19 protein-coding genes, 2 pseudogenes and 1 riboswitch are annotated in these 20,910 nt (G+C 70.7%); of the genes and pseudogenes, 11 read left to right on the top strand and 10 right to left on the bottom strand.

Annotated features, from left to right (window positions below; genetic code table 11):
- The 3 genes from AWC30_RS07085 to moaA all read right to left on the bottom strand — a co-directional run.
- Positions 1-461, bottom strand: a 461-nt coding sequence (locus AWC30_RS07085) for a transglycosylase family protein (RefSeq protein WP_165756457.1), incomplete at its 3' end; no start/stop codon positions are given.
- A 10-nt stretch (positions 462-471) separates the two neighbouring features.
- Positions 472-640: riboswitch (cyclic di-AMP (ydaO/yuaA leader) on the bottom strand.
- Positions 641-917: 277 nt separating this feature from the next.
- Positions 918-1,178 (bottom strand): MoaD/ThiS family protein, encoded by a 261-nt coding sequence (locus AWC30_RS07090; RefSeq protein ID WP_109561964.1) that lies wholly within the window; start codon positions 1,176-1,178, stop codon positions 918-920.
- Between the two features lie 18 nt (positions 1,179-1,196).
- Positions 1,197-2,276 carry a GTP 3',8-cyclase MoaA gene (gene moaA, locus AWC30_RS07095; RefSeq protein WP_085109499.1) on the bottom strand — a complete coding sequence of 360 codons (1,080 nt, stop codon included), beginning with the start codon at positions 2,274-2,276 and terminating at the stop codon, positions 1,197-1,199.
- A 176-nt stretch (positions 2,277-2,452) separates the two neighbouring features.
- Here moaA and AWC30_RS07100 point away from each other — a divergent pair, with 176 nt between their 5' ends.
- The 3 genes from AWC30_RS07100 (at position 2,453) to AWC30_RS07110 (ending at position 5,890) form a co-directional block, all read left to right on the top strand.
- Entirely contained in the window at positions 2,453-2,860 is a 408-nt protein-coding gene (locus AWC30_RS07100) for a cold-shock protein (RefSeq protein WP_085109500.1), read from the top strand.
- A 71-nt stretch (positions 2,861-2,931) separates the two neighbouring features.
- Entirely contained in the window at positions 2,932-4,869 is a 1,938-nt protein-coding gene (locus tag AWC30_RS07105) for an acyl-CoA dehydrogenase family protein (RefSeq protein WP_085109501.1), read from the top strand.
- Between the two features lie 4 nt (positions 4,870-4,873).
- Positions 4,874-5,890 carry a glutathione S-transferase family protein gene (locus tag AWC30_RS07110; RefSeq protein ID WP_085109502.1) on the top strand — a complete coding sequence of 339 codons (1,017 nt, stop codon included), beginning with the start codon at positions 4,874-4,876 and terminating at the stop codon, positions 5,888-5,890.
- Between the two features lie 165 nt (positions 5,891-6,055).
- Here the strand turns inward: AWC30_RS07110 and AWC30_RS07115 are convergent.
- Together AWC30_RS07115 and AWC30_RS07120 are read right to left on the bottom strand one after the other, a co-directional pair.
- A pseudogene (locus AWC30_RS07115) lies at positions 6,056-6,535 on the bottom strand (DUF2771 domain-containing protein); the annotation flags it as partial.
- Positions 6,532-8,169 carry an MFS transporter gene (locus tag AWC30_RS07120; RefSeq protein ID WP_085109504.1) on the bottom strand — a complete coding sequence of 546 codons (1,638 nt, stop codon included), beginning with the start codon at positions 8,167-8,169 and terminating at the stop codon, positions 6,532-6,534. The gene AWC30_RS07120 and the pseudogene AWC30_RS07115, both read right to left, overlap by 4 nt.
- 156 nt (positions 8,170-8,325) lie before the next feature.
- Here AWC30_RS07120 and AWC30_RS18295 point away from each other — a divergent pair.
- Positions 8,326-9,025 (top strand): annotated as a pseudogene (locus tag AWC30_RS18295) (DUF3027 domain-containing protein); the annotation flags it as partial.
- A 523-nt stretch (positions 9,026-9,548) separates the two neighbouring features.
- Here the strand turns inward: AWC30_RS18295 and AWC30_RS07130 are convergent.
- Together AWC30_RS07130 and AWC30_RS07135 are read right to left on the bottom strand one after the other, a co-directional pair.
- Positions 9,549-9,998, bottom strand: coding sequence for an SRPBCC family protein (locus AWC30_RS07130; protein WP_085109505.1), 450 nt, complete (start codon positions 9,996-9,998; stop codon positions 9,549-9,551).
- 28 nt (positions 9,999-10,026) lie between these two features.
- On the bottom strand, positions 10,027-10,275 hold the full coding sequence (locus AWC30_RS07135; RefSeq protein WP_085109506.1) for a DUF2530 domain-containing protein: 249 nt from the start codon (positions 10,273-10,275) through the stop codon (positions 10,027-10,029).
- Positions 10,276-10,333: 58 nt separating this feature from the next.
- Between AWC30_RS07135 and AWC30_RS07140 the strand changes: the two genes are divergently transcribed.
- Both AWC30_RS07140 and AWC30_RS07145 read left to right on the top strand, forming a co-directional pair.
- Positions 10,334-11,167 carry a TrmH family RNA methyltransferase gene (locus AWC30_RS07140; protein ID WP_085109507.1) on the top strand — a complete coding sequence of 278 codons (834 nt, stop codon included), beginning with the start codon at positions 10,334-10,336 and terminating at the stop codon, positions 11,165-11,167.
- A gap of 9 nt (positions 11,168-11,176) precedes the next feature.
- Positions 11,177-11,446, top strand: coding sequence for a DUF2537 domain-containing protein (locus AWC30_RS07145; protein ID WP_085109508.1), 270 nt, complete (start codon positions 11,177-11,179; stop codon positions 11,444-11,446).
- Here AWC30_RS07145 and sepH read toward each other — a convergent pair.
- Together sepH and serC are read right to left on the bottom strand one after the other, a co-directional pair.
- The gene (gene sepH / locus AWC30_RS07150; RefSeq protein ID WP_085109509.1) at positions 11,443-12,255 is read right to left on the bottom strand and encodes a septation protein SepH; all 813 of its coding nucleotides are present in this window, start codon (positions 12,253-12,255) and stop codon (positions 11,443-11,445) included. The genes AWC30_RS07145 and sepH overlap by 4 nt on opposite strands.
- A 103-nt stretch (positions 12,256-12,358) precedes the next feature.
- On the bottom strand, positions 12,359-13,477 hold the full coding sequence (gene serC, locus AWC30_RS07155) for a phosphoserine transaminase (RefSeq protein ID WP_085109510.1): 1,119 nt from the start codon (positions 13,475-13,477) through the stop codon (positions 12,359-12,361).
- A gap of 188 nt (positions 13,478-13,665) precedes the next feature.
- Between serC and AWC30_RS07160 the strand changes: the two genes are divergently transcribed.
- Both AWC30_RS07160 and AWC30_RS07165 read left to right on the top strand, forming a co-directional pair.
- Complete coding sequence (locus tag AWC30_RS07160) at positions 13,666-14,694, top strand: AurF N-oxygenase family protein (RefSeq protein ID WP_085109511.1); 1,029 nt, start codon at positions 13,666-13,668, stop codon at positions 14,692-14,694.
- Positions 14,695-14,709: 15 nt separating this feature from the next.
- A complete protein-coding gene (locus AWC30_RS07165) occupies positions 14,710-16,407 on the top strand; it encodes an FAD-dependent oxidoreductase (protein WP_085109512.1) in 1,698 nt (565 codons plus the stop codon).
- 5 nt (positions 16,408-16,412) lie between these two features.
- On the opposite strand, the gene AWC30_RS07170 is transcribed toward AWC30_RS07165, so the two are convergent.
- Positions 16,413-17,531 carry a citrate synthase 2 gene (locus AWC30_RS07170; protein WP_085109513.1) on the bottom strand — a complete coding sequence of 373 codons (1,119 nt, stop codon included), beginning with the start codon at positions 17,529-17,531 and terminating at the stop codon, positions 16,413-16,415.
- Positions 17,532-17,597: 66 nt separating this feature from the next.
- Between AWC30_RS07170 and pdxH the strand changes: the two genes are divergently transcribed.
- The 3 genes from pdxH (at position 17,598) to AWC30_RS07185 (ending at position 20,910) form a co-directional block, all read left to right on the top strand.
- Complete coding sequence (pdxH, locus tag AWC30_RS07175) at positions 17,598-18,245, top strand: pyridoxamine 5'-phosphate oxidase (protein WP_085109514.1); 648 nt, start codon at positions 17,598-17,600, stop codon at positions 18,243-18,245.
- Between the two features lie 4 nt (positions 18,246-18,249).
- A complete protein-coding gene (locus AWC30_RS07180; protein ID WP_085109515.1) occupies positions 18,250-19,515 on the top strand; it encodes an MFS transporter in 1,266 nt (421 codons plus the stop codon).
- 99 nt (positions 19,516-19,614) lie between these two features.
- Positions 19,615-20,910, top strand: coding sequence for a citrate synthase (locus AWC30_RS07185; protein ID WP_085109516.1), 1,296 nt, complete (start codon positions 19,615-19,617; stop codon positions 20,908-20,910).

Raw genomic sequence — 20,910 nt, forward strand, 5'->3', positions numbered from 1 at the left:
GGGGGAGGCAGGTCGGCCGGGGGCGGCGGGACGTCCTCGTTGACCGGCGGCAGGTCGGCCGGCGGGGCTTCCTTCGGGGCGCTCATGGTGCGCTCGGTCGGCCCGGACAGCCCGGTGCCGCAGACCGGCCAGGCGCCGCGGCCCTGGCTGGCCAGGACCCGCTCGGCGACCACGATCTGGGCTTCCTTGCTGGCCTGGTGCGCGGACTGGGCGAACTCATCCCCACCGTGCGAGCTCCAGGTGCTCGGTGCGAACTGCAGCCCGCCCTGGTAGCCGTTGCCGGTGTTGATGCCCCAGTTGCCGCCGGACTCGCAGCTGGCGACCCGGTCCCATTCGCTGTCGGTCGCGGCGGCCGCGTGACCGGCGAGGGCGAAGCCGCCACCACCGAGTACGGCGCCGGTGACGGCGATCTTGGCGACGCTGTAGTTCGATTGGCTGGGTTTACGGTGCCGACCAGTCATAGAACCGCGGTATTCCTCTCGTGTGGACGCCTGCGAAGTCAGCTGTCGGGTTCGGGCTGGAGAGGCTGCCCGGCCGTCACCCCCGAAGGGAAAACGGCTTCACCCCAAGGAGTCGTCGTCGACTCCGGGTCCGGGTGGACCGGTGGGTCCCCCGCCTCCATCCGCGGTGTTGCTCGAGGTTCCCGCGCAGCCGGATGGAGCTAGGCGCTACCGGCGGGAACGATGCGCCGACCGGAACGATTCGGCGCACCGGGAGAGACGGTAGCGGGTCCGCGTCGCCTCGTCACCCCTATCGGCGTGGCGTGTTTTTCGGGTCTGCGACGCGGAAACGCCCTGGAAACGAGGTGTTTGCGCAGGTCAAACCCGTCGGTATCAATTTGTGTCCGCGCTGTTACCTGTTCGTTATGTGATGGAAATCACGCGGACGGTGGCGTGGCGGGTGGTGCGCCGGCCCACTCAGCCGCCCGCGAACGGTGGTAGCACGTCGACGACCGTGCCCGGGCGCAGCCGTTCCCCGGTGTCGCGCACCGCCACCCCGTCATACAGATAGGAGCAGCGCGCCAGCACCCGCGCCAGCTCGGCGCTGCGGTCGCTCAACGTGTCCACCAGCTGGGCCACCGTGGCGTCGGGGGAGACGGTCAGCTGCTCGCTGTCGGTGGCCGCCGCAGCCCGGGCGGCCGCGAAGTACCGCACCGTCACCGGCATCGGTTCACCCATCGATCCACCTCATGAGTGTCAGCCGCCGATCGCGCTCATCGGCCGGTTCGGCTGGATGAAGTTCGGGTCGTTGATGCCGTGGCCGGCCGGCTTCCGCCACATCGCCGCCCGCCAGGCCGCCTCGATCGCATCGTCGTCGGCGCCGGCGCGCAGCAGGCTGCGCAGGTCGCTCTCCTCCCGGGCGAACAGGCAGCTGCGGATCTGCCCGTCGGGGGTGAGCCGGGTCCGGTCGCACGCGCCGCAGAACGGGTGCGACACCGACGCGATCAGCCCGACCAGGCCGGTCTCCCCGCTGGCCTCGTCGGTGACCCGCCACAGCTCGGCCGGCGCCGAACCGCGCGGCGCGGCGTCCGGCTCGATGCTGAACTCCTCGCGCAGGGCGCCCAGCACCTCGTCGGCGGTCAGGATGGCGCTGCGGGTCCAGCGGTGCCCGGCGTCCAGCGGCATCTGCTCGATCATCCGCAGCTGCAACTCGTTGCCCAGGCAGTAGCGCACCAACTCCACCGCGTCCTGCAACCCGGTCTTGGGGTCGAGCACGGCGTTGACCTTCACCGGTTCCAGCCGGGCCTCCTTGGCCGCCGCCAGCCCGGCCAGGACGTCGTCGAGGCGGTCGCGGCGGGTGATCGAGGCGAAGTGCTTGCGGTCCACGCTGTCCAGCGAGACGTTGATCCGGTCCAGCCCCGCGGCCTTCAGCGTGTGGGCGCGCTCGGCCAAGCCGACCGCGTTGGTGGTCATGGCGATCTCCGGGCGGGGCTTGAGCGCGGCCGTCGCGGTGATGACCTCTTCGAGGTGACGGGCCACCAGCGGCTCGCCGCCGGTGAACCGGACGTTGGTGATCCCCAGCCGGGTCACGCCGATCCGGATCAGCCGGATGGTCTCCTCGGGCTGCAACAACTGTTTGGCCGGCAGCCACGGAACGCCTTCGGCGGGCATGCAGTAGGTACACCGCAGATTGCACCGGTCAGTCAGCGACACCCGCAGGTCGGTCGCGATGCGGCCGTAGGTGTCGATCAGCGGCCCGGAGGCCGGTGGCGCCGCGGGCGGGCGGTCGATTCGGCGCGGCACCGTCGGCACGCCGAGTGAACTCGTCAAAGTCATGCCTGCACCCTTTCGGGAATGGGGTCAGGGACGGGGTAACACCAGCTTACCGACGAATACCGGGATGCCTTTCGGCGCGGCGCCCGAGTAACATTGAGAACCATCGCGCCCCGCAGCGGCGGGGCGTTCGTCATGTCGCCCGTTCGAGTGACCCGTCAGACAAGCAGGTGAGTTCAGTGCCGACCGGCAAAGTGAAGTGGTACGACCCTGAAAAGGGATTCGGCTTCCTGTCGCAGGAGGACGGCGAGGACGTCTACGTGCGCGCCTCGGCACTTCCGGACGGTGTGGAAACGCTCAAGACCGGCCAGCGCGTCGAGTTCGGGATGGCCGCCGGCCGTCGCGGGCCGCAGGCGCTGAGTCTGACCCTGCTCGAGCCGCCGCCGAGCGTGTCCCGGCCGCGTCGCGAGGCGCCGCCCAGCCACAAGCACAGCCCCGATGAACTGCACGGGATGGTCGAGGACATGATCACCCTGCTCGAGGGCGCGGTACAACCCGAATTGCGCAAGGGCCGTTACCCCGACCGCAAGACCGCGCGCCGGGTCTCGGAGGTCGTCAAAGCGGTCGCGCGCGAACTCGACGCCTGACACGACGCCGGTTTGCCCGACCGGCCCATCGGGAACCCCCACCTCAACCGCATTCTGCGAGGAGGTGCCTGATGGCTGAGCACGTGAAGGTCACCGAGGAGGAGGCGCGCGAGGTCGCCGAAGAGTCCCGGGAAAGCGGTTGGGACAAACCGTCTTTCGCCAAAGAACTCTTCCTCGGCCGGTTCCCGCTCGACCTCATCCATCCGTTCCCCCGCCCGGGAGCCGAGGAGGAGGCTCGCATCGAGGAGTTCCTGGGCCGGCTGCGGTCCTTCCTCGAGACCTGCGACGGCAGCGTCATCGAACGCGACGCCCGCATCCCCGACGAGTACGTGACCGGACTGGCCGAACTGGGCTGCTTCGGGCTGAAGATCCCCGAAGACTACGGCGGCCTTGGCCTTTCGCAGGTCGCCTACAACCGGGCGCTGATGCTCGTCAGCGGTGTCCACCCCAGCCTCGGCGCGCTGCTCAGCGCCCACCAGTCGATCGGCGTGCCCGAACCGCTCAAACTCGCCGGCACCGAGGAGCAGAAGAAACGGTTCCTGCCGCGTTGCGCGGCGGGCGCGATCACGGCGTTCCTGCTCACCGAACCCGACGTCGGCTCCGACCCGGCGCGGCTGGCCTCCACCGCCACGCCCGTCGACGGCGGCTATGAACTCGACGGCGTCAAACTGTGGACCACCAACGGTGTCATCGCCGATCTGCTGGTGGTGATGGCTCGCGTCCCCAAGGACGACGGGCGCCGCGGCGGCATCAGCGCCTTTGTGGTGGAAGCCGATTCGCCGGGCATCACCGTCGAGCGGCGCAACGAGTTCATGGGTCTGCGCGGCATCGAGAACGGCGTCACCCGGCTGCACCGGGTGCGGGTGCCCGCGGAGAACCTCGTCGGCAAGGAGGGCGACGGCCTGAAGATCGCGCTCACCACCCTCAACGCCGGCCGGCTGGCGATCCCGGCGATGGCCGCGGGCGCGGCGAAGTGGTCGCTGAAGATCGCCCGCGAATGGTCGGCCGAACGGGTGCAGTGGGGCCGGCCGGTCGGCGAGCACGGCGCCGTCGCCACCAAGATCGGTTTCATCGCCGCCACCTGCTACGCGCTGGACTCGGTGCTGGAGTTGTCCGCGCAGATGGCCGACGAGGGCCGCAACGACATCCGCATCGAGGCGGCGCTGGCCAAACTGTGGAGCAGCGAGATGGCCTGCGTCATCGCCGACGACCTGCTGCAGATCCGCGGCGGGCGCGGCTACGAGACCGCGGCGTCGCTGGCCGCCCGCGGCGAGCGGGCCGTCCCGGTCGAACAGCAGGTCCGCGACCTGCGCATCAACCGCATCTTCGAAGGCTCCAGCGAGATCATGCGGCTGCTGATCGCGCGGGAGGCCGTCGACACCCACCTGCAGGCCGCAGGCGACCTGGCCGACCCCAAGGCCGGGCTGCGCGACAAGGCCGTCGCCGCCGCCGGGGCCAGCCGGTTCTACGCGAAATGGTTCCCGCAGCTGCTCGTCGGAACCGGGCATGCGCCGCTGGCCTACCGTGAGTTCGGCGCGCTGGCACCCCATCTGCGGTTCGTGGAGCGCGCCTCGCGCAAACTGGCCCGCAACACCTTCTACGGCATGGCCCGCTGGCAGGCCGCGATGGAACAGAAGCAGGGCTTCTTGGGTCGGGTGGTCGACATCGGCGCGGAACTGTTCGCGATGTCGGCCAGCTGCGTGCGTGCGCACGCCCAGCTGCAGGCCGGTGCCCCCGACGCCGCCGCGGCCGAGCAGCTGGCGGCCGCCTTCTGCGAGCAGGCGGCGCTGCGCGTCGACGCGCTCTTCGACAAGCTGTGGACCAACACCGACCGCACCGACGATCGGCTCTCCCGTGACGTGATGGCCGGGCGCTACACCTGGCTGGAAGCCGGCATCCTCGACCCGAGCGAGGGCACCGGCCCGTGGATCGCGCACTGGGAGCCCGGCGAATCAAGCGAAGAGAACCTGCTGCGCCACATCGGCACCGACAAACGGGTGGCAAGCTGACTTCATGGGCAGCTACGTCGTGTCCGGGGACTTCACCCGTGACACCAACTACATCGCCACCCGCATCACCGCCGACGGCCGCGACGGCTACCCGGTGGAGGCCGGGCGCTACCGCCTCGTCGTCGCCCGGGCGTGCCCGTGGGCCAACCGCACCATCATCGTGCGGCGGCTGCTGGGCCTGGAGGACGCGATCTCGATCGGGTTCTGCGGCCCCACCCACGACGAGCGCAGCTGGACCTTCGATCTCGACCCCGGCGGGGTGGACCCGGTGTTGAAGATCCCGCGGCTCCAGGACGCCTACCTCAAACGTTTCCCCGACTACGACAAGGGCATCACCGTGCCCGCGATCGTCGACGTGTCGAGCGGCGAGGTCGTCACCAACGACTACCCGCAGATCACCCTGGACTTCTCCACCGAGTGGACGGCCTTCCACCGCGACGGCGCCCCCGACCTGTACCCGGAACCGCTGCGCGCCGAGATCGACGAGGTCGCCCGCCGCGTCTACACCGAGGTCAACAACGGGGTGTACCGCTGCGGGTTCGCCGGCACCCAGGACGCCTACAACGGCGCCTACGACCGGCTGTTCACCACCCTGGACTGGCTCAGCGAGCGCCTCGCCGGGCAGCGCTATCTGGTCGGGGACACCATCACTGAGGCCGACGTGCGACTGTTCACCACGCTGGCCCGCTTCGACCCCGTCTACCACGGGCACTTCAAATGCAATCGGCAGAAGCTCGCCGAGATGCCGGTGCTGTGGGCGTACGCGCGTGACCTGTTCCAGACCCCAGGGTTCGGCGACACCATCGACTTCGTCCAGATCAAGCAGCACTACTACATCGTGCACGCCGATCTGAACCCCACTCGGATCGTGCCGCGCGGCCCTGACCTGGCGAATTGGCTCAGCCCGCACGGTCGCGAGGAGCTCGGCGGGCGCCCGTTCGGCGACGGCACCCCGCCGGGGCCGACCCGTCGCGGTGAAGAGGTGCCCGCCGGCCACAGCGCGCACCCCGCCCGCGAGTGAAGCTGTAGGGCGAGATCCGACGCGTTTTTCCGCCCTACAACTTCACTCGATCGCCGTAGAGCTTCACTCGGCGGTAGAGGCAGGCGATGACGGTGCAGTAGGGGCAGCGGGGACGTACGCCGTGGCAGCAGCGTCGTCCGCACCGGACCAGTCCGCCCACTCCTGCCAGACCGTGGCCACCGACCACTCCGCATGCGGGGCGCGGCCCAGTTCGCCGTCGGGGAAGGCCACCATCGTCATCAACTGCACGGCGATCCCGGTCAGCCGGCCGCGGTGCGCGTCGACGGTCGGGATCGTCACCGCGAGGCGGGTGTCCGGACGGAACACCGTGCTGATCTCGCCGGCCTCGTAGACCTGCAGCAGCCGCCACGGCGCGCGCCCGATCGCCGCGGGCACCCCCAGCTGCACCGGGTTGCGACCGCTCACCGGCAGTTCGGCCATCTCCTGCGGCTCTTCGCAGTCGGTCAGGTCCAGCACGTCGCAGTACCAGTACGGGCCCACCCGGGCCGACTCGCCGTGGGAGTACACGCTGATCTGCGGCAGCTGGCCGTCCGGTTCGCGCACCAGCCACCACGCACCGACGCCGGCAGCCGCCGACGCCACCACCGTCAGCACCGCCACCACCACGGCCGTCGTACGCGTCATCGGCGGATCACCGCCGTGGCGTCGTCCATGCCACCCTCCTGTTCGACCCGCACCGGCCGGTTGCCCCCGAAGCCCGGGATCAGCGAGTCCCCGTTGAAGCTCACCACTGTTTGCGCCAACCCGACGATCAGCAGGGCGGCGATCACCGTGAACCCGGCCCACAACTCGGTGTAGACCAACACCCCGACCGCGCCGCCGAGCACCCACGACAGCTGCAACGAGGACTCCGAGCGCCCGAACGCCGACGCCCGCGACTCCTCGGGCAGGTCATCCTGCATCGCCGCGTCGAGGGCCGCCTTGGCGATCGCGCTGGAACCGGCGGTCACCAGCGCCGCCAGCACCACCATCATCAGGGTGCCGGCCACTGCGGCGGCGATCGCGGCGCCGGTCACCGCCATCGCCGAGCGCACCACCAGCACCGACGGGCGTCCCAGTTTCAGCCGCGCGCTGGCGAAGTTGCCGGCGAAGTTGCCCAGCGCGGCGGCCGCACCGACCAGCCCCAGCATGGTCAGCTGCTCCCAGCCGTCGGCGTCATGGGACTTCACCACGAACGCCGGGTAGAGGAACATGAACCCGACCATCACCTTGATCGTGCAGTTGCCCCACAGCGACGTCATGATGTTGCGGCCCAGCGGGCGGGTCAGCGCGCCGCCGGCCTGGCGGGCGTGATCGCGCCATCCCCTACGCAGTGGGCCGTCGTCGTGGTAGCTCAACGTGGTCGGCACCTCGCCGGTGGTGACCTCCACCCAGCGCGGGATCTGCATGGACAGGATCGCGCCGGCCAGCGCCACCACGACCACCACGAACAGCGCCCCGGGCAACTGGAACAGGTGGATCGACAGGTACTCGAAACCGGCGGCGATGCCGCCGCCGGCCAAGGTGCCGCCGATCAGCCCGAACGTCGTCAGCCGGGAGTTGACCCGGACCAGATCGATGCCCGGCGGCATCACCCGCGGGGTCACCGCGCTGCGCAGCACCGAGAACGATTTGGACAGCACCATCATCGCCAGCGCGCACGGGTACAGCACCCAGGACGGATAGCTGCCGGTCTCGCCGTCGTAGTTCATGATCAGCACCGTCACCAACGCGATGCGCAGCGCGAACGACATCGCCAACGCCACCCGGCGGCCGTGCTGCAACCGGTCGAGCGCGGGCCCGATCAGCGGCGCGACCACCGCGAACGGCGCGATCGTGATCAGCAGGTACAGCGCGACCCGGCCCTTGGACTCCCCGGTGGCCGCCGCGAAGAACAGCGTGTTGGCCAACGCCACCGCCATCGCCGCGTCGACGGCGAAGTTCGCCATCACCGGCCAGGTCAGCGCGGTGAGCCCGGATTTGTCGGCGCCGTCGGCGGTGGCGGCGCGCTGGACCAGGTCATACATCCGCGAGCCCATCTCGCGGCTGCGCTGGGCGGCCGAACGGGCGGCGCCGGGGCGCTCGCCGTTGTCGGCGGGGGCGACGGGCGGTTCGTCGTGCAGCGGAGGCAGGTAGCGGTTGCCGCTGTGCGGGCCGTGCGCGCGCGGCGCGGTGGGGTAGTTGGCCATCCCGGGGTGTTCGCGGGCGGGGCCGGTGCGCCCGCGCGGACCCGGTGCGGCCGGGCCCCGCAGCGGGTGATGGCGCCTGCGATCCGACATGGGCTCAATTGTTCCTCATGGCGACCGTGGTCCGGCGCAGCCGATCGGTGTGGCTGGTCGGTGGCGGGTACGGCAGTATGTGGGGCGATGGACGTCAACACCGGAACCCCCACGCCGCCCGCTGAGCCGGACACGGTCGACGCGGCGGTGTCGGCCATGCTCACCGCCGCCGAGGAGGTGGCGCGCGCCGCGATCGCCGAGCACAGCGGCGCCGACGCCGTGGGCGACTACCTCGGGGTCAGCATCGAGGACCAGGCCGCGGCGACCCACCGTTTCCTGGCGCAGCTACCCGGCTACCAGGGCTGGCAGTGGGCGGTCGTGGTGGCCGCACACCCGGGTGCTGAGCGGGTGACGGTCAGCGAGGTGGTGCTGGTTCCCGGGCCGACTGCGCTGCTGGCGCCGGAGTGGGTGCCGTGGGAGCAGCGGGTGCGTCCGGGCGACCTGGGTCCCGGCGACCTGCTGGCCACCCCCGACGACGACCCGCGACTGGTGCCCGGCTACACAACCAGCGGCGACGCCGCGGTCGACGACGTCGCCGCCGAGATCGGGCTGGGCCGCAAGCGGGTGCTCAGCCAGTGGGGTCGGGCCAAGGCCGCGCAGCGGTGGCACGACGGGTCGCACGGCCCGGCGGCGGCGATGGCCCGCTCGACCAAGCGGGTCTGCCGCACCTGCGGGTTCTACCTGCCGCTGGCCGGCTCGCTGGGCGTGATGTTCGGGGTCTGCGCCAACGAGATGTCCGCCGACGGGCATGTGGTGGACCGTGAGTACGGCTGCGGCGCGCACTCCGACACCCCGATGCCTGCCGGTAGCGGCTCGCCGCTGTACGAGCCCTACGACGACGGGGTGCTCGAGGTGCAGGATGCCGCGCCGGCGGAGGACGGCGAGCAGGGCGCTACTGCGGAGAGCGAGCAGGCTGTGGGCGCCGAAGCCGCGGCGCCAACCGGTGACGAGGTAGAAGCGCCGGAGGCCGCTGCGGGCGAGGCTGAAGCCGTCACCGACGCTGTCGCTGGGGAGGCAACTGCAGGGGACGCGGCCGCTGAGGAAGCAGTCGCTGGGGAAGCAATTGCTGAGGAGGCGGTCGCGGAAGAAGCAGCCGCTGACCCTCAAGCCGTCGGCGCCGCAGCCGCTGACTCCGAAGCCCCAGGCCCCGAGGCCGCTACTCCGGAGGCAGCCGCCGAAGAGCCCACCGGCGACGAGCCCACCCCGAACTGAACCCGTTCGACGGCCCCGCCGACATCGAGTGAAGCCTGAGGTAGCTCTGGAGCGCGTTTTTCCGCCCTACAGCTTCACTCGATCGCCGTAGAGCTTCACTCGGGGGTCGGAGGGGGTCGTACAAGATCGAGGGGGTCGAGGGAGCCGAGGGGCGCGCCCCCGAGCGCTCAGCTCTCCGCGGCGGCCTTGATCTTGGCCAGCGAGGCGTTCATCCCGTCGAGCAGTTCCTGCTCGAAAGCTTCGGCGCCGCCCATCATCTTCACGGTCATCTCCGACACCGGCTTCACACCGTTCTCGGCGTGCCGGCTCTCGATCACCCGGGTGCCCTGGGCGGTCTCCTCCAGCTGGTAGCTCCACACGGTGCCGTTGGTATTCACCTTGAACGCCAGCTTCTTCTCCGGGATCACCTCGGTGATGGTGCTGGTGGTCGGCCAGAACGCGAAGCCACGCCGGTTCAGGTTGACCGTCTTGGTGCCCGGCTGCAGCGGGCCGCGCAGCCACATCTTGCGGGTCTGCGGGCTCCATTGCGGCATCTTGTCCAGGTCGGAGATCAGCGCCCACACCTTCGAAACCGGGGCGTTGATGTCGATCTGGGTCTGCAGTAGTGGGGCAGCCATGTTTCTCCTTGAATCGGTTGTCGGTTTCTCAGCGGTCCAGTCCCTGCTGGGCACCCCGGGCCCCGCGGCGCGCCGCACGGCGCTGCCACAGGAAGATGCCGGTACCCAACAGTCCCACGCCCAACCCCGCGATCGTCACCGGCCGCCAGGACTCCAGCGCCGGCACCGCGAACGCCGCGATCGCGGCGATCAGCCAGGCCAGCGCACCGGCGGCGATCACCGGTGTCGGCTCGGTCAGCGACGCCGGCAGTGGCGGCGGCTCGACGGTGGTGGGCATCGCCGTTCAACATAGCCGAGTCCACCCGGCCCGGCGGCGGGCAAGTAGTCTTCCCGCCGTGCGCGAGCAGGTCGAGGTCATCGATATCGCCGACCCCGCCGACCCGCGCCTGGACGACTTCCGCGACCTCAACAGCATCGACCGGCGCCCCGACCTGCCGTCGGGCAAAGGGTTGGTGATCGCCGAGGGGGTGCTGGTGGTGCAGCGGATGCTGGCCTCCCGGTTCCGCCCGCTGGCCCTGCTGGGCACCGACCGTCGCCTCACCGAACTGCGCGCCGACCTGGCCGGCACCCCGGCGCCCTACTACCGAGCCACGGCGGAGGTGATGGCCGAGGTGATCGGCTTCCACCTCAACCGCGGCGTCCTGGCCGCCGCCCGCCGGGTGGAACTGCCGACGGTCACCGACCTGGTCGACGGCGCCCGCACCGTCGCGGTGCTCGAAGGGGTCAATGACCACGAGAACCTCGGCTCGATCTTCCGCAACGGCGCGGGACTGGCCGTCGACGCCGTGGTCTTCGGCGCCGGCTGCGCCGACCCGCTCTACCGCCGCGCGGTCCGAGTCTCGATGGGCCACGCGCTGCTGGTGCCCTACGCCAAGGCCACCGCCTGGCCGGCCGAGCTCGACGCGCTGCGCGAGAGCGGCTTCACCCTGGTGGCCCTGACCCCCGACGCCGGCGCCCGGCCGCTGGCCGAGGCGATGACGGCCGTGGCCGACCGGCCGGTGGCGCTGCTGGTCGGCGCCGAGGGGCCCGGGCTCACCCAGACCGCACTGCGCCGCGCGGACCTGCGGGTCCGCATCCCGATGTCACGCGGCACCGACTCGCTCAACGTCGCCACCGCCGCCGCGCTCGCCTTCTACGAGCGGGCCCGCTGCGCCGGGACCCTTGGTTAGGCTCGCGCCGTGACCGACGACGCCACCCCGTGGGGCACCGGGCTGACGGTGGCCGGATTCGTGGCCGCGGTGACCGCGGCGACGATCATGGTGCTCAGCATCGGGCTGACCCGGTTTCAGCCGCTGGCCGCCGCCGGGCTGAACCTGGTCGCCGTCGGTGGGCTGGCCCCGACGTTCTGGGGATGGCGGCGGGTGCCGGTGCTGCGCTGGTTCCTGCTGGGCGGGGCCTGCGGCGTCGCGGTGGCCTGGATCGCTCTGCTCGTGCTGCTGGTGCTTTAGCGCTGCCCGCTGGAGCGCACCCCGAGCAGCACGTCCTCCCAGGCCGGCACCTGCGGCTTGCGGCGCCGACTGCGTGGGGCGGCCTCGGCCGGTTCCTCGGGCTCGGTCGGCTCGGTCGGCTCGGTCGGCTCGGTCGCGTCGACCGGGGGAGTGGCCGGCGGTGCGGCGGGCTGGTCGAAGTCGAGCTGGGCGACCGGGGCCACCGAACGCAGCGGCCGCTCGAAGGTCGGGTCCACCAGGGCGGTGGCGGCGTCGTCGACGGCGGTCACCGTGCCGCCGTGCGCGCCGGGGGTGAACCGGAAGTGCGCCACGTTGTCGGTGCGGCCCGCCTTCCACGCCAACCGCACCGTCCAGCGACCGTCCTCGTTGCGCCAGGCGTCCCAGTCGACGTCCTCGGCGTCCAGGCCGCGCGCGAACAGCGCGCCGGTGACGGTCTCCAGCAGGGTCAGCACCGAGGGGCCGTCGGCCAGCATCGGGTGCGCGGCGGTGGCCAGCTCGGCGGCCCGGGACCGCTCGAGCAGCACCGGGTGGGCGAAGCGCTCGATACGCGCGATGTCGGCGCCGGTCACCGCTGCGACCTGCTCGACCGACGCCCCGGCGCGGATACGGGACTGGATCTCCTTGGGGCGCAGCCGGTTGTGGTTGACCTCGATGTCGATCTCGGTCTGGCCGGCCTGGGCGCTGTCACCGCGGACCGCGGCGCGCAGCCGGTCGTCGATGCGCAGGGTGAACTTGTCGGAGGAGTCGGCGGATTCGCAGACGATGCGTTTTCCGTCGGCGTCGAGTCCAACGACCTTGAGTTCGCGCATCACATCTCCTCGCGAGGTTGCTGGCTAGACCGCGCCGGGCCCCGTACCCGCACTGTAGTGCAGGAACCGGCCGTTATCGGACTGACACGCGGGACCGGACCGGCTACAGTCGCTCGACCACCCAGTCGACGCACTCGGTCAGCGCGCTGACGTCCTCGGGGTCCACCGCGGGGAACATCGCGACCCGCAACTGGTTGCGGCCGAGTTTGCGGTACGGCTCGGTGTCGACGATGCCGTTGGCGCGCAACACTTTGGCCACCGCCGCGGCGTCGACCTCCTCGGCGAAATCGACGGTGCCCACCACCGCCGAGCGCAGCGCCGGGTCGGTGACGAACGGGGTGGTGTAGGACCGGCTCTCCGCCCAGGAGTACAGCCGCTGCGACGAGTCGGCGGTGCGGCCCACCGCCCAGTCCAGCCCGCCGTTGCCCAACAGCCAGTCGAGCTGCTCGGCCAGCAACACCAGGGTGGCGATAGCCGGGGTGTTGTAGGTCTGGTTCTTCAGGCTGTTCTCCACCGCTATCGGCAGCGACAGGAAGTCGGGCACCCAGCGGCCGGAGGCGGCGATCTCCTCGACCCGCTGCAGCGCCGCCGGGCTCAACAGCGCCAGCCACAGACCGCCGTCACCGGCGAAGTTCTTCTGCGGCGCGAAGTAGTAGGCGTCGGCCTCGGCCACGTCGACCGGCAGCCCGCCGGCGCCGGAGGTGGCGTCGATGGCGATCAGCTTCCCCTCCGAGCCCGCCGGCCGGCGCACCGGCACCGCGACGCCGGTGGAGGTCTCGTTATGCGCCCAGGCGATGAGGTCCACCGACGGGTCGGACTGCGGCTCCGGCGCGCTGCCCGGGTCCGCGGAGACGACGACCGGGTCGCCGACGAACGGGTTCTTCTTCACCGCAGAGGCGAACTTGGCGCTGAACTCGCCGTAGGTCAGGTGCAGGGAGCGATCGGACACCAAGCCGAAGGCGGCGGCGTCCCAGAACGCGGTGGTGCCGCCGTTGCCCAGGATCACCTCGTAGCCGTCGGGCAGGGAGAAGAACTCCCGCAGGCCCTCGCGCACCCGGCCGACCAGGTTTTTGACCGGCGCCTGCCGGTGCGAGGTGCCGAACAGTCCGGCGGCGCTGCCCGAGACCGCCTGCAGCTGTTCGGGGCGCACCTTCGACGGGCCGGACCCGAAGCGTCCGTCGCGGGGCTTGATCGAGTCGGGGATCGTCAGCTGCTCGGCCATGACCGCCAGCGTAATCAGCGACGTGCGACCACCACCAACCGTGCCGACTTCGCGTGTGAACCACATCACATCGACGCAGGTAAGATAGTTGTATCGCAGTGCTGCCGACCCCTGGTAGTAAGGCGATACCTGCGGTACCGTGTAGACGCAACAGGAACGAATGTAAACCTCAGGGGAGGTCGCCGGACATGGCCCAGAAGCTCGCTCGGACCAAGATGGTGCGTCGGTGGCGTCGCAACATGGAAGTGCAGGACGACACCGAGTACGTGGCCAAGCTGATGACGCTGTCGGAAGGCTCGGTGCGGCGCAACTTCAACCCCTACATCGACATCGAGTGGGATGCGCCGGAGTTCAAGGTCACCGAGAACGACCCGCGCTGGGTGCTGCCCGCCACCGACCCACTCGGCCGGCACCCCTGGTACCAGTCCCAGTCGCTGGAGCGGCAGATCGAGATCGGGATGTGGCGCCAGGCCAACGTCGCCAAGGTCGGCCTGCACTTCGAGCTGATCTTGATCCGCGGCCTGATGGAGTACGCGTTCTGGGTGCCCAACGGCTCACCGGAGTACCGCTACTGTCTGCACGAAGGCATCGAAGAGGGCTACCACACCCTGATGTTCCAGGAGATGGTCAACCACATCGGCGCCGACGTCCCGGGCATGCCGCGGCTGCTCAAATGGATCCAGCCGGTCATCCCGCTGGTCGCCGGGCCGGCACCGATCCCGTTCTGGTTCGGCATCCTCGCCGGTGAGGAGCCCATCGACCACACCCAGAAGGCGATCCTGCGCGAGGGCAAGACCCTGCACCCGATCATGGAGCGGGTGATGGCCATCCACGTAGCCGAGGAAGCCCGCCACATCTCGTTCGCCCACGAATACCTGGCCAAGCGGGTGCCGCACCTGTCCCGGTGGAAGCGATTCTGGCTGTCGCTGTACGTGCCGATGACGATGCGGATCCTGTGCTCGGCGATCATCGTCCCGCCGCGGGCGTTCTGGAAGGAATTCGACATCCCGCGCTCGGTGCGCAAGGAGATCTTCTTCGGCGCCCCCGAGTCGCGGCAGATGCTGCGTGACATGTTCGGCGACGTGCGGATGCTCTGCCACGACACCGGGCTGATGAACCCGCTGGCCAAGCTGATGTGGCGGATCTGCAAGATCAACGGCAAGCCGTCGCGGTTCCGCGCCGAACCGCAGCGCGCCCACCTGGCGCCGGCCGCCTGACCGGGTCGCCGCTTCATGCCGCACGTCATCGGACAGTCGTGCTGTAACGACTCGTCCTGCGTCTTCGCCTGTCCGGTCAACTGCATCCACCCGTCGCCGGACGAACCGGAGTTCGCCACGACCGAGATGCTCTACATCGACCCCGAAGCGTGTGTCGACTGCGGGGCCTGCGTGCGCGCCTGCCCGGTCGACGCGATCGCCCCGGACAGTCAGCTGACCGAGGACCAGTTGCCGTTCATCGCGATCAACGCGTCGTTCTACCCGGAGCGCCCACCCGGCACGAAGGTGCCGCCGACCAGCAAACTGGCGCCGATCCTGCCCGCCCCGGAGCTGCGACGGGGCCCGCTGAGCGTGGCGATCGTCGGCTCGGGCCCAGCGGCGATGTACGCCGCCGACGAGTTGCTCACCCAGCCGCGGGTGCGGGTGAGCATGTTCGAGAAACTGCCCACCCCCTACGGGTTGGTGCGCGCCGGGGTCGCTCCGGACCATCAGAGCACCAAGCGGGTGACCAAGCTGTTCGACCAGATCTGCGACCGCGACGGCTTCTCCTGCTACCTCAACGTCGAGGTCGGTAAGCACATCGGGCACCACGAACTGCTGGCCCACCACCACGCCGTCATCTACGCGGTGGGCGCGCCCACCGACCGCCGCCTCGACATCGAGGGGATGGACCTGCCGGGCACCGGCACCGCCACCGAACTGGTGGCCTGGATCAACGGCCACCCCGACTTCACCGACCTCCCAGTGGATTTGAGCCACGAGCGGGTTGTCATCGTCGGCAACGGCAACGTCGCGCTGGACGTGGCGCGGGTGCTGGCCGCCGACCCGGAGAAGCTGGCCCGCACCGACATCTCCGACCACGCGTTGGCCACGCTGCGCACCTCGGGCGTGCGCGAGATCGTCATCGCCGCGCGTCGCGGACCGGCCCAGTCGGCGTTCACCCTGCCGGAGCTGATCGGGCTGACCGCCGCCGCCGATGTGGTGCTCGACGCCGAGGACCACGAACTGGTCCGCCGCGACCTGGCCGAGGTCACCGACCGGCTCATCCGCAACAAACTGGAGATCCTGGCCAACCTGCCCGACGCCGCCGACGTGCCGCTGGGCTCCACCGCGCGGCCCCGGATCCGGTTCGTCTACCAGCGCACCCCGCTCCGGGTCTCAGGCGAGGAGCGCGCCACCGGCATCGAGTTCACCGTCACCGGCACCGAGCAGACCGTCGACTACGACGCGGGGCTGATCCTGACCTCGATCGGCTACCGCGGCTTACCGATCCGCGACCTGCCGTTCGACGAGGCGAGCGCGACCGTGCCCAACGAGGGCGGCCGGGTGCTGCACGCGGTCACCGGGGCGCGCATCCCCGGCGCCTACGTCGCCGGCTGGATCAAGCGCGGACCCACCGGGTTCATCGGCACCAACAAGTCCTGCTCCATGCAGACCGTCCAGCAGTTGGTCGACGACTTCAACGCCGAGCTGTTGCCCGACCCGGTCGGCAAGCAGGCCGCGCTGGACCGGCTGCTGAAGATCCGCCAGCCCGACCTCATCGACGTCGCCGGCTGGCAGGCCATCGACGCCGAAGAGATCGCCCGCGGGAAGGCCGAGGACCGGCCCCGGCACAAGTTCACCTCGATCGAGCAGATGGTCACCGTCGCGGCAGCAGCGCCGAAACCGACACTGCGCGAACGCATCAGCGCCAAGTTCCACGAACTGGTGTAGCCGCCTCAGCGGTGCGCGATGCGGTCCCAGCCGGGGACCGAGTCCGGGCTGCGCGGCGCCGGCCCGACGTACACCGCCGACGGCCGCACCAGCTTGCCCAGCTTCTTCTGCTCCAGGATGTGCGCACACCAGCCGGCGGTGCGCCCGCAGGTGAACATCGCCGGCATCGTGCTGGCGGGCACCTCGGCGAAGTCGAGGATCACCGCCGCCCAGAACTCGACGTTGGTCTCGATGGGCCGGTCGGGGCGACGCTCCCGCAGTTCGGCCAGCGCGGCCTCCTCCAGCGCGGAGGCCACCTCGAAGCGCGGGGCGCCCAGCCGAGCGGCGGTGGCCCGCAGCACCCGCGCCCGCGGGTCCTCGGCGCGGTAGACCCGGTGCCCGAAACCCATCAGCTTCTCGCCGCGGTCCAGGATCGCGCGGACCAGCCCGCGCGGGTCGCCGCTGCGCTCGACCTCCTCGATCATCGGCAGCACCCGCGCCGGGGCGCCGCCGTGCAACGGCCCGCTCATCGCGCCGACCGCACCGGAGAGGGCGGCGGCCACGTCGGCGCCGGTGGAGGCGATCACCCGGGCGGTGAACGTCGAGGCGTTCATCCCGTGCTCGGCGGCCGACACCCAATAGGCGTCGATGGCCTCCACGTGCCGCGGGTCCGGCTCACCCTTCCAGCGGGTCATGAACCGCGACGTGATGGTGGGGCATTCGTCGATGATCCGCTGCGGCACCGGCGGGCGGTGGATGCCGCGCGCGGACTGCGCCACATACGACAGCGCCATCACCGAGGCGCGGGCCAGCTGGTCGCGGGCGGTCGCGTCGTCGATATCCAGCAGCGGCGCATATCCCCAGATCGGGGCCAGCATCGCCAGGCCGGCCTGCACGTCGACGCGCACGTCGCCGCTGTGGATCGGCAGCGGGAAGGACTCGGCCGGGGGCAGCCCGGACCCGAATTCGCCGTCGGCCAGCAACGCCCACACGTCGCCGAACGTGACGCCGCGGCCCACCAGGTCCTCCAGGTCGACACCGCGGTAGCGCAGGGCGCCGCCGTCCTTGTCGGGCTCGGCGATTTCGGTGGTGAAGGCGACCACGCCATCGAGGCCGGCGACGAAGTTCTCCGGAACCACAGTCATGGGCTGATTGTCTCATCACGACCCACCCGAGCGGTTACCGACCGGTAGCGGCGGTAGCGTTGCCTCATGACGGGCCCCGACGACGAGCGGCTGGCGGTGATGCGGACAACCGACGAGAAGGACGGCAGCGACGACCTGGACGTCGACTGGCTCGCCGACGGCTGGCCGGCGCTGCTGCGACGCTGGATCGGCGACGCCGAGCGCGCCGGACTGGCCGAACCGAACGCGATGGTGCTGGCCACCGTGGCGGCCGGCCGGCCGGTGAGCCGCTCGGTGCTGTGCCGCGGCATCGCCGAAGCCGGGCTGACCTTCTTCACCAACTACGACTCGGCCAAGGGCGAGCAGCTGGCCGCCACCCCGTACGCCTCGGCCACCTTCCCCTGGTACCGGCTGGGCCGGCAGGTCCATGTGCGCGGCGCGGTGCGCCGCGCCGACCGGGCCGCCAGCGAGCAGTACTGGGCCAACCGGCCGCGCGGCTCGCAGCTGGGGGCGTGGGCGTCGGCGCAGTCGCAGCCGATCGCCTCCCGTGCGGCGCTGCTGCAGCGCCTCGACGAGGTCACCGTACGGTTCGCCGGCCAGGAGGTTCCGCTGCCGCCGAACTGGGGCGGCTACCTGATCGCCGCCGAGGAGGTCGAGTTCTGGCAGGGCCGGGAGGACCGGGTGCACAACCGCATCCGGGTGGCCGGCGGCCGCATCGAGCGCCTCCAGCCGTGAGCCGGTGAGGCTGTTCGCCGACACCACCCCGCTGCGCAGCGCCGACTTCCGCCGGCTGTGGGTGGCCGGAATCCCCACCGTCATCGGCGCCAACCTGACGATCTTCGCCGTCCCGGTGCAGATCTACGCGCTGACCGGAAGCTCGGCCTATGTGGGGCTGGCCGGGGTGTTCGCCCTGGTGCCGCTGATCGTGTTCGGGTTGCTCGGCGGCGCCTGGGCCGACGCGATGGACCGGCGGGTGCTGCTGATCGCGGCGTCCTGCGGGCTGGCGGTGGCCTCCGCGCTGCTGTGGGCGCAGGCCGCGTTGGCGCTCAACGACGTCTGGGTGGTGCTGTGCCTGCTGGCGGTGCAGCAGGCCTGCTACGCGGTGAACGCCCCCACCCGCTCGGCGGCGATCCCGCGGATGGTCGGCGAGGACCAGCTGCCCGCCGCCAACGCGCTGAACATGACCGTCACCCAGTTCGGCGCGATCGTCGGCCCGCTGCTGGCCGGAGTGTTGCTGAACTGGGTGGACCTGTCGACGCTGTACCTGATCGACACCGCGGCCTGCCTGATCCCGATCTGGGCGACCGTGCGGCTGGCACCGATGCCGCCCACCGCACCGGCCGAGGGGGCTGCCGCCCGCTGGGGCCATCTGGCCGTGCTCGACGGCTTCCGCTACCTGGCCGGCAACACCGTGGTGCTGATGTCGTTCGTGGTGGACCTGATCGCGATGATCCTGGGCATGCCGCGCGCGCTGTTTCCGCAGATCGCCTACGAGAGTTTCGGCGGCCCGATCGACGGCGGCACGACGCTGGCGCTGCTGGCCGCGGCGATGTCGATCGGCGCGGTCGCCGGCGGCACGTTCTCCGGCTGGCTGCCGCGCATCGACCGGCAGGGCCTGGCCGTCGTCGTGGCGATCGTGGTGTGGGGAGCCGCGATGGCCGGATTCGGCCTGGTGATCGCCGCCGCGCCGGGCCGGGCCGGGCCGCTGCTGTGGGCGGCGGTCGGGTTCCTGGCCCTCGGCGGCGCGGCCGACATGGTCTCGGCGGCGTTCCGCTCGACGATCCTGCAGCAGGCCGCCTCCGACGAGCTGCGCGGCCGGCTGCAAGGGGTGTTCATCGTCGTGGTCGCCGGCGGGCCCCGACTGGCCGACGCGGTGCACGGGGTGGCCGCGGCCTCCGTGGGCACGGCGGTGGCCGCCGGCGGGGGTGGCGTCCTGGTGGTCGTGGGGGTTATCGTCGCGGCGGTCGTGGCGCCGGCGTTCCTGCGCTACCGGGTCGGCGGGTGATCGCCGAGACCGGTGGACCCGGCGCGGCGCGGCAGCAGCAAAGCGACTACCGTTCGGGTGGGTAGTTCTCGATCTCCAGTGTGTGAAGAAGGGGTTCTTGTGGCCGCAACCGACGACACCGCCACGCTCCGGTACCCGGGCGGCGAACTCGACCTCGACGTCGTGAAGGCCTCCGAGGGCTCCGATGCGATCGCCCTCGGATCGTTGCTGGCCAAGACCGGCTACACCACCTTCGACCACGGGTTCGTCAACACCGCCTCCACCAAGAGCGCCATCACCTACATCGACGGCGAGGCCGGCATCCTGCGCTACCGCGGCTACCCGATCGAGGTCCTGGCGGAGAAGTCCACCTTCATCGAGGTCAGCTACCTGCTGATCTACGGCGAACTGCCCACCAAGGACGAGCTGGCCGCCTTCACCCACAAGATCCAGCGGCACACCCTGCTGCACGAGGACCTCAAGCGGTTCTTCGACGGCTTCCCGCGCGAGGCGCACCCGATGCCGGTGCTGTCCAGCGCGGTCAACGCCCTGAGCGCCTACTACCCGGACTCACTGGACCCCACCGACACCGCCCAGGTGGAGCTGTCCACCATCCGGCTGCTGGCCAAGCTGCCCACCATCGCCGCCTACGCCTACAAGAAGTCCGAAGGCCAGCCGTTCCTGTACCCGGAGAACTCGCTGACCCTGGTGGAGAACTTCCTGCGGATGACCTTCGGCCTGCCGGTGGAGGACTACCACCCGGACCCGGAGATCGTCCGCGCCCTGGACATGCTGTTCATCCTGCACGCCGACCACGAGCAGAACTGCTCCACCTCGACGGTGCGGCTGGTCGGCTCGTCGCAGGCCAACCTGTTCACCTCGATCTCCGGCGGCATCAACGCGCTGTGGGGCCCGCTGCACGGCGGCGCCAACCAGTCGGTGCTGGAGATGCTCGAGGGCATCCGCCAGCAGGGCGGCGACGTCAAGGAATTCGTCCGCAAGGTCAAGAACCGCGAGGACGGCGTGAAGCTGATGGGCTTCGGCCACCGGGTGTACAAGAACTACGACCCGCGGGCGCGCATCGTCAAGGAGCAGGCCGACAAGATCCTCGGCAAGCTCGGCGGCGACGACGACCTGCTGGCCATCGGCAAGGCGCTCGAAGAGGTGGCGCTGACCGACGACTACTTCATCGAACGCAAGCTCTACCCCAACGTGGACTTCTACACCGGGGTGATCTACCGCGCCATGGGCTTCCCGACCCGGATGTTCACCGTGCTGTTCGCGTTGGGCCGGCTGCCCGGCTGGATCGCGCACTGGCGGGAGATGCACAACGAGGGCGACTCCAAGATCGGCCGGCCGCGCCAGGTGTACACCGGCTACACCGAACGCGACTACGTCACCATCGACGCCCGCTAA

It is taken from the genome of Mycolicibacillus trivialis (genome assembly GCF_002102395.1).
Taxonomy (GTDB): domain Bacteria; phylum Actinomycetota; class Actinomycetes; order Mycobacteriales; family Mycobacteriaceae; genus Mycobacterium; species Mycobacterium triviale.